The sequence below is a fragment of the Lysinibacillus sp. NPDC093190 genome (assembly GCF_050280425.1).
Taxonomy (GTDB): domain Bacteria; phylum Bacillota; class Bacilli; order Bacillales_A; family Planococcaceae; genus Lysinibacillus.
In genome coordinates this window covers 1-16,202 of record NZ_JBNNVG010000003.1, presented here as the reverse complement: position 1 = coordinate 16,202, position 16,202 = coordinate 1, and the positions used below count along the sequence as shown (strand labels likewise).

Genomic DNA, 16,202 nt, shown 5'->3' with positions numbered 1-16,202 from the left:
TTAAATTAATCAACCAAATGATTTTGAATTCTAGAGAAACTTAGTCTCCAGTTTTTTTCAATTTCATCAAGTACTAAAGATAAATCTTTTTGTTTGATCGCCTCTATAATCCGCTCATGCTCTTCACAAGAAAAATGAACATCCTCTACTAAATCAAAATAATATAGCTCAACACGTTTGAGTTTTTGTTTAACATTTACAAGTATTCGCTTCAATTCCTTATTTGGAGAAATATCAATAAAAACCAAGTGGAACTCATTATCACACTCCACCGCATTCAATTGATTTCCTTCTGTAATTGCTTTTTTAAGCTCTAGATTAATAGTCTCCATCATTTGAAGGTGCTCGTCCTCAATATTTTCAAACGCCTGTTTCATAGCTAATTGCTCAAGAGTCCAGCCAATAGAATAGAGATGTAATACTTCATTGGAATCAATTGGAGAAACCGTAGTGGAACGATTAGGCTTGGTCTGTACAAACCCTTCATCCTCTAACCGTAATAACGCTTCTCTAATAGGTGTTCGACTAACGCCTAATTGCTCCGCTAATTCTTTATCTCGTAATTGTTGATTAGGCTGTAAAGTCCCATCAACAATCCAATCCCTTATTATCATATATGCTTCCTCACGTACAAATGTCCGCTTGAGTTTTTTCTTAGAATCTAATTGTGCCACTATTCATTACCTCCATGAAAAATATATACAACACTAACTGATATGTAATATATCACATATCAGTCATATTTTCTTTAATTTTTTTACAGAAAAGAGTAGCAACCTATTTATTGTAATCTAGCAGATAAAAACAAAAAATCCAGCACTAACAAATCAGTGCTGGCAATTTATCTATATTTTCTAATGGCTCTTTTTTAATTCCATATATTCATCACGTAAAATACTCATAATTATTTCATCAGAATACTTACCATTCATATAAAAGGATTGTCTTAAAGTTCCTTCCTTTTTGAAGCCACCTTTTTCGTACGATTTGATTCCTCGAATATTATGAGAGTAAACTTGTAACTCTAAGCGATTAAGCTGAAGCTCCTCAAACGTAAATTTTTGAACAAGCTGAACTGCCTCTGCCCCATATCCCTTGCCACAATCTTCTATACTATGTAAAGCTATGCGAAATATTGCTTTTTTATTGTCTGAGTCTATTTCCATAATGGTTAAATCACCGATAATTTGGCTATTTTCTACTAAACAAATAGCAAAATCATGGCGTGTGGAATCTTCGCTAAATCGAATCAAAGCCTCTCTAATCTGATCCTTCGTTAAAATGTTACGTGTACCTGTCATATACATAATTTCTTCATCTTGAAAGCACTTGTAGATACTATCAACATCTTTTTCTGTAATTGGTCTTAAAAATACACTTTGCCCTGCAATCATAAAAAACACCTCCCTTTAACTATATTGAACAAGATTTCTAGTAGAAAGAATATGCCTAGTTTAATTAAGAAATGTACTAGACATATGAAAAGCACTAACATATCCACTGCTAGTGCTTTAAAAATTACTTCGTATATACAATTTTTTTAATCGTTTCTACCGCTAAATGATACTCCGTAGATAATTGTTCAATTGAAGCTTCATTCGTAAACGCTTCTTTTATAGACTTATTCCTGTCCTCAATATATTTCTTTGTGCCTGAACGAGCACCCCACTCTAAATAAGTGTTTTCTATTTTAGGAATATAAATCGTTTCACCTTGAACATATTTTTGGATTTCTAATAAAAGCTCTTTTGGTAAGATAACTGAAGCCTTCTTATAAGCCATGTATGCCAACCCCTCATTTTTATTTTGAAATTAATAAAATAAGGTAGCAAAGCTAATTTTATAAGAAATACTTCAAGGCAAATATTGAAATTCACCCCATGCAAAGTATTGCCATATCAAAATTAGGCTTTGCATGGGCTGCTTTCGTATCTAGCAACTTAATAAAATTACTCACTTCTCTCCCCCCTAACTTGTCAACATATTCATAGTTCATCTTAGCATATGTAAATATTTTCTATAAACAAAAACAAAAAGGAATCATACATACTTGATTCCTTTTTGAACGAAAACTTTATTCAATTTATTTATCCTCTTGTATCTCCATTGCCTGTTGCAGTTCATCCTCTGAGGACGTAACTCCTAGAATATCGAGAAGGAACATGAATAATGGAATACCAATAATTAATCCCCATACACCAAGAAAATGCTCTGAGAAGAGAATGACGATGAATGTATAGAAAATTGGAAGATTTGTCTTGGCAGACATCAGCTTTGGATTTAAGAAGTATGCCTCCACAGCATGTAGTACCATAACAATAACCAAGATATAGACAATGTACATTGGACCACCGATACTATATGCAATTATAGTTAGAGGAATCAAGGACATGATGACCCCTGCAACTGGCACCAATCCCAGTATAAAGAGCATAATCCCCAGTGCAATTAAATGCGGGAAGCCCATAATGTATAAAGCAATAACAGATAAAACACAGTTGATAGAGGCAATAATGAACTGCGCCTCAATAACTTTACCGAAAGAACGAATGAATATCTTTGAGAAATAATGTAATTCATCGTAGAGATGGCTCATTTTGCTATCTTTAAATTTTGCTGTAAATTCCGTAATACGTTTCTTCTCAAGTAAAATAAACAAGCTCAAAATCAGTGCAATGAATATATGCAAAATGATTTTACCAATATTCGTAAGATTTTTTAGCGTAAGGTCTACACCCTGCTCTAAATATTTACCCAGTTCAATCTTATCAAAGGTTGGAGCTAAATACCTTGCAATCTCGTTATCATTTGGGTTGAGACTAAAGCTAGCAATAAGATCAAAGAGCTGTGTAATTTGTTGGGTTACGATAGGCAAATACTTGTAGATAATTGCAACAATACCTGCAACAAGTAAAAGATAAAGGGTAACTGTCACAGCTTTCTCACCCAACTTTACGTACTTTCTAATCTCTTTTGTTGTCTTCGTGGTAAGTTGATTCATTAAGTACGTAATAATGAACGTGAGAAGAATAAGATTGATCATACTTCGCATCAAATATAGTGCAATAGCGATCCCGACTAGAATTATAAAACGTTTAAATCCATTACTACGAAAGAAATTACTCATGTATTCACTCCTTCTACAAAACGGCTTTGCTGCCTTTACTGCCTGAGTTTCACTATCAAATGAACATAAGCAATTAATAAATTGATGTAAAACATGACGTATCATTCTTATGTAAATACCCCCCTTTATTGGACCATTATTCCCATCTTCACTTAGAAAAAGACTTAAAATGCATGCCGCTTTATAAGTCTCATAAGAAATAAATAAATCCAAGGAGCGAAAAGAACTGTATGTTTTATCAAATTAGAAATTAATGATAATACTTTTGTACTTTATTGAAAGCTGTATCAGCGTTATAAGCCCTAGTTCTATGATTCTATTATAACCCGTCGAACACCATCATAGCCAATGTAAGTTCTTTTATGATGGTATTAAAATTATAATTTTTTCTTTTGTTTCGGCTCTTCACCAAAATATTTACATGACTTCCGAGGGGACGCTTATCACGGGCTTTGAGCTCCCTATATGCTATTTGTTTTCTTTCCCAAAATACTATTTTAATCAAGAACAGATTTTAGTATTGTTCCTTAGTTTCAGTATGATATTCTTATCAAAATTTTAAACTAAAATAATAGAAAAGATGTATTATGTGAATTTCCAAGAACCGCGAAGGACATTCATAAGCAGTTGCTCCTTATGTACATAAAATTGAAGAAGCAGGACCAAAGAGCATCTGGACAAAGCGAACGGAGAAAGACGGGACTGTACCTGAAGAGCCATTAGTTCAAATGAAGTAAACGTTGAAAATATCCGGAAGAATCTTGAGAGTGCACATACGGAACTTCAAGATTTAATTTATTTGGTTGGGGAAATTAATACGGTACAAAGAAAGCAAATAATAAACGACTTTCTTGGCGATCACCTTCCATGTGTAAAATTGATGACTGGGCATGTAAGGGAATTTAAACTTATCATATGTTGAGATTAACAAGAATGTGCGTCTAGATCTGTATTAATTTAAGAAAAGAGGCTGGGACATAACTAAATGGTTCCTTCATAAAGCCAAATAATCTATAAATTAACAAAACACGATAAATAGAAAAACCGAACTATTCCGAAACACTTCATGAGCGTTTCATTGGATAGTTCGGTATTTTTGTTGGCTTGGCTGAAACACTTTTGTCCCAGCCTCTTATCTCATTTATTGATTTTCATTTTTAGAGCTTATTTTAGCATGCTTGTATCCATAGCCTATATAAATTACTAAACCTAGCGCTAACCAAATCAAAAAGCGCACTATAGTAAATAGTGGCAGACTAAAAATTAATACAATACATCCTCCAACACCTACAGTTGCTACAAGCCATAGCGCAGGTACTTTGAATACACGTGGTTGATCTGGTCGTGTATAGCGAAGAACAACAACACTAACTGTTGTTAAAGCAAAAGCAGTTAGACCGCCGATGTTAGCAAATTCCGCTAATTCTCCGATTGATAAAAATCCTGATAAGAGAATCCCTGTTCCAACCACAATTAAAGTTGATAATACAGGTACTCCTGTTTTTTTATTTGTTTGTGCAATACGTTCTGGTAGAAGCCCATCACGGCTCATTGCAAACAGCACGCGCGTCGCACTAGTTGTATTTGCAATCATCGTAGCAAGCAATCCAAAAATAACTGATACTGCGATGATAGCACCTCCCCACTGAATACCAACAGATTGTAGTGCATACACTGTAGGATCTGGAACATCCAATTCAGGGAATGGTACGATACCTGTTAATACTAGTGCAACAAATGCATAAATAAGTGTTAATACACTCAAACCACCAATTAAAGCTTTTGGTATTGTTTTTTGTGGATTTTTCACTTCTTCCAGAACAGTTGTTACACCATCAAATCCAGTAAAGGCAAAGAACACTAATGCCGCTCCCGCCATTACACCTGTCCAGCCAAACGGTGTAAATGGTGTCCAGTTTACAGGGTTAACGTGAAAAGCCCCGATAGCAAGGAATAAGACAATCGCGCCGACTTTTGCCATTGTAAATAACATATTTGATCGACCCACATTTTTAATCCCGCTCAGTGCAATCCAAGCTACAATAAGCCAACCAGCTACAGCAGGTAGATTTACAACCCCACCATGGGCAATATCTTTTGTTAAAATTTCTGGCAAGTGAATACCGACAGATTGTAAAAATGAATCGACGTAGCCACTCCAACCAACAGCAACTGTACTAGAAATAACGATAAATTCCAATAGTAAATCCCAACCGATGATCCAAGCAATAACTTCACCTAACGCAATATAAGAATAGGTGTACGCGCTCCCTGCGACGGGCGCCATCGCCGCGAATTCGACATAGGCTAATCCAACTGCAATTGTTACAAGACCCCCAATTAAGAAAGAAACAACGACACCAGGACCTGCATGTAGAGCAGCTGTAGTTCCTGGCAGTACAAAAATTCCAGCTCCTATTGTAGCCCCTAGCACATACAGCAATAATTGTAACGACCCTAGTTCACGCTTTAGTTTAAAACGTTCGACTTCAGTTATTTTATTGGCTTGCTCGATCGACTTCCTTCGTAAAAAATTCGCCATAATAACCACTCCATTTTCAAAAAAAGATATAAATTTCATTTTTATGTATTTTTATCAATAATAAGTATATTATCTGCATTTCCGAATTGAGTCAACAATTAGATTATTGCAACAATTTACCTTTTTACTAGAAAACGAGTTAATAGTTCACTTACGTTACGTTGCTGAATGAAGTAGCTAAACTTCACAGTTGTGCAAGTCCAATTCCTCAATCAGTGCCATAATCAGCATTACTTGCCTGATAAGTCCTTTCTCTCGATCTCTCCTAATGCAATAGTTGTTATTGATTCCTGCAATTTATGTCATTTTATGTAATTCAACCTTTTAAGGATTAATCTATTTCCCGTTTATCGTAAAATAAGAGAAATAAATTCTTTACTAGCATAATGACTTTTGTTTATTTATCATTGTTAGATATAAGTGATCCAATCAGGAGGTGTAATCATTTGGAAGAAAAAAAATATTCAATAGGTGAAACAGCTAAAATGATAGGATCCACGATAAAGACAGTCCGTTACTATGACGAAATTGGATTGCTGAAACCTACAAGTTATACTGAGGGTGGACATCGATTGTACACAGCTGAAGATATATGGCGCCTTGAAATGATTACAAACCTGCGTTATCTGGATTTCGGAATTGATGAAATAAGCAAAATGATATCTGAAGAAATATCAGTTGATAAAACACTTGATTGGCAGATCGAATCGATGGAAACACAGGTTACTACGCTTATGGATATGATATCGATTCTTCGTCAAGCAAAGGAACATGACGGGGATTCATTGCAGTATATTCATAACTTAGTAAACGCACGAACAATAAATGCCGAACATAAAAAACAATTTATCGATAAAAAATTGAAGGAATCCCAATTATTAATTGGCATTCCTAAAGAGTGGAGAGATTCATTTTTTCATTATTTTGATAAATATATTATTAATCAAGTGAAAGGCTCCGCCAAACAAACAGCTGCTTGGCATGAATTACAGGAGCTCATAAATGATCCTCAGTTTATAAAAGACTTGAAAAATACTGAATTTCTGTACTTTAATATTGTTCATCAGTCAAAATATAATGCTACAACATTGGTCAGAAAGCTTGAGAACATCCATGATCGATTGAATAAGGCGCTGAAGCAAAAATTGCCTGCCAACAGTCCGATTGTACAGACCATTATCGACGACACTGCTAGGCTGTATGCGAACTCACAGCAATTGGACAATAAAGAAGATCACTTCCGCTACTTTGCAGAATATATTCTAATAACCAAAACCAAACGACTCGAACGATGCGAAACGTTATGTGCTATTCTAAGCCCACAATACTACCAACTCTCAAAAGCCAATCAATTACTATTTCAAGGAATAGAATGGCGGCTTGAACATATGGAAGAATCATAAAATGAATAGTTGAGGGCTAAACACCCTCAACTATTCGTTTTGGTTGTCAACCTTTCAGTAACGTAAACTCTGGATGTTCACCTATATTTTGCTCCAATAGTTTGAATGGCTGTTGCTTCAAATAATGATCGAAGAAATCCAATGAATAATCGGTAATTAATCGGTAAGCCTTTTGGATGTCGACCCCTTCCATCCGTTCATAAAGCGGTGAAAACAGGTATAAATCGGAGAAGCCCATATGCTTCATATCTTTAATTTTCATCCAATAGTTCCCTCCCACAGTTACATACTCGTACCGTGGCAAAGTTTCCTTTACAAACTCGATGAGCTCCTTACTATCCGTTTCCTTCGCCTCTCTGATTGTGTCATCGGCACTCATCATCATAAACGGCTTCTTCAGCCCATCCACAGGAACTCGGAGTTTTCCATATAAAACACCGTCCATATTAAGAGCTGCTTTTATTCTTGAATCTGTCATTAGCATTTGGGTGCTTGTTGCTCCACCAAAGGAATGACCAAACATACCTACATTCTCCATATCCATTCGACCTGTAAAACGGTTTTCAGGATCATTCTGGACCAGCTGCTCTACTTGATCCAGCACAAATTTAGCATCTTCTACCCAACCTTCATTTGCTTTATCTAAATATGCAATTGATTCAGTTTTTTGCGGCACGTAATTTGCTACACGACCATCAGAAAAGACTGAAGTCGTGCTACTGTAAGTATGATCCATACCTACCACGATATAGCCTTGACTGACTAATTGCTCAATTTGAAAAGTGTTCTGATTTTTATGTCCACTAAAACCATGAGAGAACAGGAGCACCGGATAGGTTGTTTCCTGATTAGAAATCTCAGCGTTCTCAATAGCATGTGTTTTGACATAACCAAAATTTGTGAATAAAAACTTCGGTAAATTCAGGATTTTACTATACCCCTCTGCAAAAACATCAGAATCGGAAATATAAGGAGCCGTATTACCTTTAGCAGTCGTATCAGCAGGATACCAGATTTGTACCATTAATTCGCGTTTGTCATCAGGCTCCGGTGTAAGAGTCTCTTCCCTTTGAGTATCCACCCAATCGTAGGTGACTGTTCCAATTTTGTACGGACCCACTGGCTTTTCAAAAGTAAATACCGGAAGCACCATAGGCAGACTAACTGCTACAGCAGAATAAAGTACAGCTAATGTTGAATTAAGAACAACGCGTGATCGGGGCATATTTGATTGTTGTTCTTTTTGATCTTTTGGGTTAAAAAAGTGCCTTATCACAACAACAACGATAAAAAATAATGTCATTAAATAGGTCGGTATCATTTGCCAACGCATACCTTCTATGATCCCATGGACAAGCAGAAATAGAATAGACATACCACCACCTATCAGCACCCCTTGCCGTGACTTGTTTCTACCAAAGACTAACCAACCTAGTAAAACAATATTAAAGATGATATAAAACAATTCAATAGACCTCATAATGAAAACCTCCTTGTTTTTTTGATCTTGCTGATTCAAATCAAAGTGTATTACCTCCAGTAAGAGGAGAATCAACACTTAATACAAAAAAACACTGACATTTTTTATAATTGTCCACCATTTTACAAATTTGAGGTCGTTTATTATTAAAATAAAAATTGAGAAGTTATAAAAAATTATCTTTATAATATTAATAAAGAACTATGAATATTTCACAGGTACAGGTTAAGTTATTTTAGAAGTTAGGAGAGGGCAAAATGGATCCCTATGAAGTATCGACATTAAAAAAGGGCCTTTTGATTTTGGATGTATTACGTCAAAGGCATTCTCTTACATTAACTGAAATTATGGAAGAATTATCAATGAATAAGACATCCGTTTTTCGCATGCTTTATACGCTAGAAAAAATGAATTATGTTATTAAATATAATAAGTATTATCAATTAAATCCACATATCTTTAGGGATGAGCACTTATATTGGCACAAAGATATCCAATGGACGTCTCTTGTGGCGCCATATCAATTAGCCCGCCAAGAAGAAATAACTACTTATATTGGTATTTTGGAAGATTGTGAGATGGTGATAAAAAATGTGATTAGGGAGCCTTTTGAACAGCCTGCTTATCATGCAATCGATACTCGGACACCTATGCATTCAAGCGCACTCGGAAAAGTAGTATTAGCTCATCTGTCACCTAAAAAACAACGTGAAATATTAAATAGTATTGAACTTAACACATTTACAACAAAAACCTTCTATGATTATGGTCTATTGATTCCTCATTTACAGGTCATTAAAGCACAAGGATATGCTGTTGATAATGAAGAAACGAAAGTAGGTAAATGTTGTATTGCAGTTCCGATTTATGTGAATGAAGAAGTCATCGGTGCAATTGCTTTGCACGGTTCGACGAATCAAATTAAGAAAACTGCCATACGGTCATTTGTAAAAAAATTAGAAGAGATAAGCCAGCAATTAACGGAGGAAATTCATTATCTTTTAGCATAATTAAGGTCTTAGGGAATTTTTCATTCGTTCATTATTTGCAATTAAAAAGCATTTGTTTCTATATATGAAACTTTAACGATGTATGTTTGTAAAATATTTTTTTTACTCTATTCTGATTACAGAACAACGAGGAGGTAGGAATATGAAATTTCATACATTAAAAAAACCAAATATCAAAATTTCCGAAATTGGTCTTGGGACAAATGCTGTAGGTGGCCATAACTTATATGAAAACTTGAATGAACAAGACGGGAAGGAGCTAGTCACAGCTGCACTTGACCTAGGGATAACTTTTTTTGATACAGCAGATATATATGGAAAAGGGCGTTCAGAAGAACTTGTTGGCGAAGTATTAAAAAAACACTCAAGGGAAGATTTCGTTTTAGCGACAAAGGGAGGTAGACATTGGTTTGAGGATGGTTCAGTAAAAACAAATAATCATCCGCAATATTTACGAAGTGCACTTGAAAATAGCTTGAACCGACTACAAATGGATTATGTTGACCTCTACTATTTACACTTCCCAGATAATGAGACCCCTCTTGCGGAGTCGATTGGGGAATTATCACGCTTAAAAGAAGAAGGAAAACTCGGAGCAATAGGCATTTCAAACGTAACATTAGATCAGCTTATAGAAGCTAATGTGCACAATGATATTTCAGTGTTACAATCTCCATACAATATGTTAAATCGTTCAGCAGAACAAGATTTATTGCCATACTGTGTAAAAAATGATATTTCATTTATTCCATACGGTCCACTTGCATATGGCCTTCTTGGTGGAAAATATACAAAAGACTTTAAGTTAAGTACTGGAGACTGGCGAATTTCGGATCCTTTATTCCAAGGCGAATTATTTGAACAAACATTAGTAAAAGTAGATGCATTAAAAGAAATTGCAGTGGAAAAGCAAACGACATTACCAAATCTAGCGCTTGCTTGGTTATTAGCTCAAGATGGTGTTGATGCAGTTATCCCAGGCGGAAAACATAAAAACCAAGTGGCTACCAATGTGAAAGCAAGCAATGTCCTATTAACAAACGAAGATTTAGTGAATATAGAGAGAATTTTTTTATAAGTTTAGAACAAAAAATGCGAAAATGCTGTTATAGCAACATTTTCGCATTTTATTTTTAATCGGGGCGTTCTATCTCAAATATATCTCCAATTTTTGCGTAATTTGAGCCAGCTAATCTGCTAACTGCTTTTAGTTTTCTTGGATCAATTCGCCCTTCATTATAAATGGTCTCATCTATATGATATTGTACGACTTCACCAATAAACAAATCACCTGTCTGTTCGTCACCATTCATTAAAGGAATCGGCTGTACTAAACGGCATTCCATTCGAACCTTCGCCTCTTGAATACCTGGTACAGATATCAGTTGGCTATCGATTAATGTAAATTGTGCTCGATCAATTTCACTTTCAGTTACAGGTAAGGAAGCGGCTGTTTCATTCACCTGCTTAACATTATCCTCATCTACAATATGCACAACAAATTGCTGCTGATGATGAATATGGCGAGCGGTATCTTTTAAGCGCCCATTTGGTCTTTGAACGGCTAGAGAAATCATCGGCGGATTGGAAGACACGATGTTAAAAAAACTAAAAGGTGCGCCATTGATGACCCCTTGCTCTGACTTCGTCGTAACAAAGGCAATAGGTCTCGGAATAATACTGCCAATCAATAACTTATAATTCTCGCGTTCTGTATTTTTCTTAGGATCAAATGAAATCAAACGTCACATCTCCTTTAATCAAGCGCACGCACTTTGATTGGAATTAATGTTCTTTCCAATTGTTCACGATGCTGTTCGTATTGAGATGGTAACATTAGTTGGCTACCCATTGTCTCAGGTGTCTCATCATGAGCGAATCCAGGTGGATCTGTCGCAATTTCAAATAAAATCTCACCGGGTTCACGGAAATAAATCGCATTAAAATAATTACGATCTTTCACTTCGGTTACATGTTGTCCATGATTCATTACATACTCTTGCCATTCTAGGTGATCCACATTATCCTGTGCTCTCCAGGCAATATGATGAACTGTTCCAACGCCCATTTGACCGCGCATACTAGGAACAACTTTTAAATCTACTGTATTGCCAATATCTGCGCTGGATTTGTAACGAGTATACTCGCCTTCTGTTGCTACTTTTTCAAGCCCCATGACTTCAGTTAAGACCTTTGCTGTCTCTTCTGGGTGACTTGAATACAGTGTTGCACCGCCAAATCCTTTAATTGCAACCTCAGGAGTTACTTCACCAAATGTCCATTCATTCAATTCGCCTTCTGCACGTGCAACTAATTCAATATGAAGTCCGTGTGGATCATCAAATTGTACTACTTGTTCACCAAAGCGTTCAACTTTTTGGAATGGAATAGTGAATTTTGCAAGACGATTAATCCAAAATGGTAGTGCTCCTTCTGGTACAACATAAGTAGTTACACCAACTTGCCCATCACCAATACGACCTTGATAAGCATTTGCCCATGGAAAGAATGTAATAATTGTACCAGGTTTACCACCTTTGTTACCAAAGTAAAGATGATATGTGCCAGGATCATCGAAGTTTACTGTTTGTTTAACTAAACGCAAGCCTAATACACCAGCATAAAAATCAATATTTTCTTGTGGATGCCCTACAATGGCTGTGATATGGTGAATACCCACAGTATGTTTTTTCATGTTAACAAGCCCTTTCATGATAAATGTATTTCTCACCTATACTTTATTCAATAACGTGCTACCTCAATCTATCAATTATGCCTCGGCATAATTGCGTCCGGAATCGGCTTTTTGCTTGCATAAAGAACTCCTTTCCGATTCCGTGACATCTGCCGGAGGCTTTAGGCCAACATGATGTTGGTCACTCAGTCGTTGCCACAGGATGTGGCGTTCTTAGACTGAGTTCCTCTATTTCAGTGGGTGTTTGGACACCCGCTGAAATAAGTTAAACAGGATTAACGAATTGTATATAAAGCTTTTGACCATGGAATTAACTGGTCTAACATTTGGTTAACAGAATCTGTTTGCACCGCTTTTGGTTTAAAATCAGTACCATTTTCAAAGTCTGTGAATAGTGACAATGCTGGATGTACACGGACATCTGCAATTAAAAGCTCACCCATAATCCCACGTAAATGTTCAGCTGCACGTGCACCACCTACAGAACCATACGATACAATACCCGCAGCTTTGTTATTCCATTCTTCACGTAAATAATCTAGTGCATTTTTTAGAGCGCCTGTAATAGAGTGATTGTACTCTTGTACGATAAATACAAATCCATCTTGTTTTGCAACAATTTCTGACCAACCTTGAGCGCCTGAAGCATCTTGCCCTGGTTCACCTAGTAAAGGTAATTTATAATCAGCAATATCAATAATTGTATAATTAGCATCTCCTCGTTGATCTGCGATTTCTTTTACCCATTGTGCTACTTGTGGACTTACACGCCCTTCACGTGTTGATCCGATAATAATCCCGATATTTAGTTCTGCCATTGTTTTTTCCTCCTCTTTTTTTGAAACAAATAATTTATTTAAAAAACCCAATATGATTACCTCCTTGTGATGTAAAAAATTTAACTTTTTACACGGATTAAAAGGTTCGAATTCATTTATCTTGAATTTAGTTATCTTGAATTCGAGATAATAATAACACGATGTTTTAATTTACGTCAACAAGTTTGTTTAATCCTCCCGAAAGTTTTTGATTAAGTAGTGAAAAAGGAAAGTCATCATATGAAAATATCCGTATGCTGCTTTTAAAGACAACGTTCTTTCGAATAGTATACACAACAAATATCATATACTATGAAGAAGTGTATATTTTTGTTAAATTTACTTCTTGGATTAAAGGTCATGATTATGAAAGAAAAATTTTCGGAGGAAATAGGTGAAAACAACAATGAAAAAAATCTCCCTATATAAAACTATATTAGTATGTTTATTATTAATTCCGTTCTATCTATTTCAACCAGTCTCACAAATCTCCACAGAAGCCGCGGAACAAGACGTTAAGAGTACTATAGATAAATATGTTGAAAACTTTTTAGAAGAGCAGCGAATTCCAGGGGCATCTATTGCTATTGTTCATAAAAATGATATCTTTTATTCCAAATCGTGGGGCGTAACGGGAGAATCCGAAGAAAAGGTAACTGCTGAAACTCCATTTGTAGTCGGCTCTATTAGTAAATCACTAACGGGCTTAGCCATCATGAGATTGGTAGATGCAGGCATTATGCAATTAGATGATCCAGTTCAAAAGTATATGCCCTGGTTTACCTTGAAAGATAAACAAGCCGCTTCTCAAATAACGATTAAACATTTACTTACGCAAACAAGTGGGATAAGCACTTATTCTGGCTTATCTATATCGGACAAGGAATCTAATGATTTGAGTGCTATAAAGGAAAATGTAGAAAGTTTATCGAATATTAAGCTGACTGCTGCTCCTGGAGAAAAGCATCAGTATAGCAATGCTAACTTTTCTATTCTTGGCGCTCTCATCGAAGAAGTGACCAATCAAACATTTTCTGAATATATGGAGGAACAAGTTTTTTCTCCATTAGGGATGAAAAATGCAGCCGCTAATAGTAGCATGGCCTATGAAAAAGGATACTTATCTGGCTATCAATCATGGCTTGGTCACCCTGTAAAGAGCGCAGTCACCTATGATAATGGAGGGGCACCGTATGGATATATTACTGCAAGTGCATCAGATATGGTGCAGTACATTAAACTTCTTAGTCATCATGAACATAACAATTTTTTAAGTAAAAATGCGCTGAACCTTTATATATCGCCGTTTGTTCAAACTAGTAAATATCGATATTATGGCCTTGGTGTACGAATCTCATATCCAGAATCTAAAGAAGAAATGATATGGCATTCTGGTTCAAATCCTGACGCACGCTCAGAAGTATTTTATCTACCAGAAACCGATTGGGGCGGTGTGATTCTCACTAACAAAAGTCATATATTAGAGGAAAAGTCACTCCTTTACTTGAAAGAAGGGATTATCAACATTTTAAATGGGAAAGAGCCCGTTGACGCACCTAAATATAAGCCAACATTGCAAGTAATAACAATTGCTATTTTATGTTTACTTTTTGTGATGTTTATTTATCTACTTATAAAAGTTAAAGCAAAAAACGTGAACAAAAGGGACGTATCGGGTATATTCGGTTTTATACTTTTAGTGTTGGCCATGAGCTCAATTCCATTATTAAGCTATAGTACAGGAACACCTTGGCACACTATTAGATATTTTGCTCCTGATATTGCATTTTTGACCATAACACTGGTTACTCTTTTAACATTGAATGGCTTATTATCTATATATATTTCATTTAAACGACGACAAAAAAGACAACTTCTCTAAGTAGGAGTTGTCTTTTTTAGTTATGGTTGTATTTTCGGGAAAATGCTTCAACTTTTCAAAATATCTAAAATCTATTATTGATTGCCCTGACCGTAGCCTGCTTCCGTGGCCTCAGCGTCTGCTTTAGTGACATGTACTGTACCGAATGGGTGGTTTGGAGGAGCGTATATCGAATAAAGCTTTAGTGGTATACTCCCTGTATTTGTGACGTTATGCCATGTTCCAGCAGGCACTACTACGGCATAATTTTCATAGACCTTTCTTTCATAGGTTAAATTATTTTTGCTTGGGCCCATTTGAGCAAATCCCTCACCCTGTTCAATATATAAAAATTGATCCACATTTGGGTGTACTTCCAAACCGATATTATCACCAACATTTATACTCATTAAAGTAATTTGAAAGTTCTTTCCCGTCCAAAGAGCAGTACGATACGTAGCATTTTGCTTAGTCGCATTTTCAAGATTGATGACAAATGGCTGAGCTCCATAATCTTTTAATGCAATACTTTCACCGCTGGAAAAACGAGGAGGTTCAGCTCTGTTTGCATACCCTCCCTGATAAGGAAGTGTCCAATAAACAAGCTGATCTCCATAGTTATACATAGGCATGTTTCCGTAATAAGGAATATAGTACATTTTCTCAATCCCCTCACACATTCTAAGAATATCCTATGCAACTTGTTCAAGAAATGTACGTATACACATTTTCATCCTATACTACAACTTACAAAATCTGAAAAAACCTCAGTAAAATACTGAAGTCATTTAAGAAAAAACCATATAATTTTTTTACTCAAAGGTATCCTCATCCTCAGCATACTCTAAAATATCCCCTGGCTGACAATGCAATACTTTACAAATTCCATTTAACGTGGAAAAACGTATTGCCTTTACCTTCCCCGTTTTTAAATTCGATAAATTGACAATCGATATATCTACTGCTTCTGCAAGCTCACTTAATTGCATTTTTCTATCAGCTAATACACGATCCAATCTTACGATAATCGCCAATTTCTTCACTTCCTATACTGTTGCATCATACTCTTCTTGTAAAAAAGAGCCATATCTAAATGTCCTACCAATTGTCCAAACAATAAAACTACATAGCAGTATGCTCCAATTTATATGACGGATTGTAATATTAAGTACAACACCCAGAAGTCAATATAAAGGAAGCCCATAACGACCTCGTGTAGAATGTAGTTACCACACCAAATTCAAACGGAGGAATCGTTATGAGCTA

Annotated in this window: 15 protein-coding genes; 4 read left to right on the top strand and 11 right to left on the bottom strand. The window is 35.8% G+C overall.

Annotated elements, in window-relative coordinates:
* Positions 1-5: 5 nt before the first annotated feature.
* The 5 genes from ACQKOF_RS03605 to ACQKOF_RS03585 all read right to left on the bottom strand — a co-directional run bounded on the left by ACQKOF_RS03605 (position 6) and on the right by ACQKOF_RS03585 (position 5,669).
* Positions 6-674, bottom strand: coding sequence for a GntR family transcriptional regulator (locus ACQKOF_RS03605; RefSeq protein ID WP_427553792.1), 669 nt, complete (start codon positions 672-674; stop codon positions 6-8).
* 180 nt (positions 675-854) lie between these two features.
* The gene (locus tag ACQKOF_RS03600) at positions 855-1,394 is read right to left on the bottom strand and encodes a GNAT family N-acetyltransferase (protein ID WP_427553790.1); all 540 of its coding nucleotides are present in this window, start codon (positions 1,392-1,394) and stop codon (positions 855-857) included.
* A 124-nt stretch (positions 1,395-1,518) separates the two neighbouring features.
* Complete coding sequence (locus ACQKOF_RS03595; RefSeq protein WP_427553788.1) at positions 1,519-1,782, bottom strand: CD3324 family protein; 264 nt, start codon at positions 1,780-1,782, stop codon at positions 1,519-1,521.
* Between the two features lie 301 nt (positions 1,783-2,083).
* A complete protein-coding gene (locus ACQKOF_RS03590; protein ID WP_427553786.1) occupies positions 2,084-3,127 on the bottom strand; it encodes an AI-2E family transporter in 1,044 nt (347 codons plus the stop codon).
* A gap of 1,141 nt (positions 3,128-4,268) precedes the next feature.
* The gene (locus tag ACQKOF_RS03585; protein ID WP_427553784.1) at positions 4,269-5,669 is read right to left on the bottom strand and encodes an amino acid permease; all 1,401 of its coding nucleotides are present in this window, start codon (positions 5,667-5,669) and stop codon (positions 4,269-4,271) included.
* Between the two features lie 446 nt (positions 5,670-6,115).
* On the opposite strand from ACQKOF_RS03585, the gene ACQKOF_RS03580 reads away from it, so the two are divergent.
* Positions 6,116-7,072: a MerR family transcriptional regulator gene (locus ACQKOF_RS03580; protein ID WP_427553782.1), complete on the top strand. Its 957-nt coding sequence runs from the start codon at positions 6,116-6,118 to the stop codon at positions 7,070-7,072.
* A gap of 46 nt (positions 7,073-7,118) precedes the next feature.
* Here ACQKOF_RS03580 and ACQKOF_RS03575 read toward each other — a convergent pair whose 3' ends face one another.
* Positions 7,119-8,552, bottom strand: coding sequence for an alpha/beta hydrolase family protein (locus ACQKOF_RS03575; RefSeq protein ID WP_427553780.1), 1,434 nt, complete (start codon positions 8,550-8,552; stop codon positions 7,119-7,121).
* A 257-nt stretch (positions 8,553-8,809) separates the two neighbouring features.
* On the opposite strand from ACQKOF_RS03575, the gene ACQKOF_RS03570 reads away from it, so the two are divergent.
* Positions 8,810-9,562 carry an IclR family transcriptional regulator gene (locus ACQKOF_RS03570; protein ID WP_427553778.1) on the top strand — a complete coding sequence of 251 codons (753 nt, stop codon included), beginning with the start codon at positions 8,810-8,812 and terminating at the stop codon, positions 9,560-9,562.
* A 142-nt stretch (positions 9,563-9,704) separates the two neighbouring features.
* Positions 9,705-10,640: an aldo/keto reductase gene (locus ACQKOF_RS03565; protein WP_427553776.1), complete on the top strand. Its 936-nt coding sequence runs from the start codon at positions 9,705-9,707 to the stop codon at positions 10,638-10,640.
* A 55-nt stretch (positions 10,641-10,695) separates the two neighbouring features.
* On the opposite strand, the gene ACQKOF_RS03560 is transcribed toward ACQKOF_RS03565, so the two are convergent.
* The 3 genes from ACQKOF_RS03560 to ACQKOF_RS03550 all read right to left on the bottom strand — a co-directional run bounded on the left by ACQKOF_RS03560 (position 10,696) and on the right by ACQKOF_RS03550 (position 13,126).
* Complete coding sequence (locus tag ACQKOF_RS03560; RefSeq protein ID WP_427553774.1) at positions 10,696-11,304, bottom strand: flavin reductase family protein; 609 nt, start codon at positions 11,302-11,304, stop codon at positions 10,696-10,698.
* 14 nt (positions 11,305-11,318) lie between these two features.
* Complete coding sequence (locus tag ACQKOF_RS03555; RefSeq protein ID WP_427553772.1) at positions 11,319-12,257, bottom strand: ring-cleaving dioxygenase; 939 nt, start codon at positions 12,255-12,257, stop codon at positions 11,319-11,321.
* A gap of 275 nt (positions 12,258-12,532) precedes the next feature.
* Positions 12,533-13,126 carry an NADPH-dependent FMN reductase gene (locus ACQKOF_RS03550; protein ID WP_427553770.1) on the bottom strand — a complete coding sequence of 198 codons (594 nt, stop codon included), beginning with the start codon at positions 13,124-13,126 and terminating at the stop codon, positions 12,533-12,535.
* Positions 13,127-13,481: 355 nt separating this feature from the next.
* Here ACQKOF_RS03550 and ACQKOF_RS03545 point away from each other — a divergent pair, with 355 nt between their 5' ends.
* The gene (locus ACQKOF_RS03545) at positions 13,482-14,957 is read left to right on the top strand and encodes a serine hydrolase domain-containing protein (protein WP_427554152.1); all 1,476 of its coding nucleotides are present in this window, start codon (positions 13,482-13,484) and stop codon (positions 14,955-14,957) included.
* A 74-nt stretch (positions 14,958-15,031) separates the two neighbouring features.
* Here ACQKOF_RS03545 and ACQKOF_RS03540 read toward each other — a convergent pair whose 3' ends face one another.
* On the bottom strand, positions 15,032-15,595 hold the full coding sequence (locus ACQKOF_RS03540; RefSeq protein WP_427553768.1) for a cupin domain-containing protein: 564 nt from the start codon (positions 15,593-15,595) through the stop codon (positions 15,032-15,034).
* A 153-nt stretch (positions 15,596-15,748) separates the two neighbouring features.
* Complete coding sequence (locus ACQKOF_RS03535; RefSeq protein WP_427553766.1) at positions 15,749-15,970, bottom strand: helix-turn-helix domain-containing protein; 222 nt, start codon at positions 15,968-15,970, stop codon at positions 15,749-15,751.
* Positions 15,971-16,202: the final 232 nt, after the last annotated feature.

Excerpts from the sequence above, each read along its gene's own strand:
- ACQKOF_RS03600 (WP_427553790.1), bottom strand. The coding sequence starts at position 1,394 with ATGATTGCAGGGCAAAGTGTATTTTTAAGACCAATTACAGAAAAAGAT.
- ACQKOF_RS03595 (WP_427553788.1), bottom strand. The coding sequence starts at position 1,782 with ATGGCTTATAAGAAGGCTTCAGTTATCTTACCAAAAGAGCTTTTATTA.
- ACQKOF_RS03590 (WP_427553786.1), bottom strand. The coding sequence starts at position 3,127 with ATGAGTAATTTCTTTCGTAGTAATGGATTTAAACGTTTTATAATTCTA.
- ACQKOF_RS03585 (WP_427553784.1), bottom strand. The coding sequence starts at position 5,669 with ATGGCGAATTTTTTACGAAGGAAGTCGATCGAGCAAGCCAATAAAATA.
- ACQKOF_RS03575 (WP_427553780.1), bottom strand. The coding sequence starts at position 8,552 with ATGAGGTCTATTGAATTGTTTTATATCATCTTTAATATTGTTTTACTA.
- ACQKOF_RS03570 (WP_427553778.1), top strand. The coding sequence starts at position 8,810 with ATGGATCCCTATGAAGTATCGACATTAAAAAAGGGCCTTTTGATTTTG.
- ACQKOF_RS03565 (WP_427553776.1), top strand. The coding sequence starts at position 9,705 with ATGAAATTTCATACATTAAAAAAACCAAATATCAAAATTTCCGAAATT.
- ACQKOF_RS03555 (WP_427553772.1), bottom strand. The coding sequence starts at position 12,257 with ATGAAAAAACATACTGTGGGTATTCACCATATCACAGCCATTGTAGGG.
- ACQKOF_RS03545 (WP_427554152.1), top strand. The coding sequence starts at position 13,482 with ATGAAAAAAATCTCCCTATATAAAACTATATTAGTATGTTTATTATTA.
- ACQKOF_RS03540 (WP_427553768.1), bottom strand. The coding sequence starts at position 15,595 with ATGTACTATATTCCTTATTACGGAAACATGCCTATGTATAACTATGGA.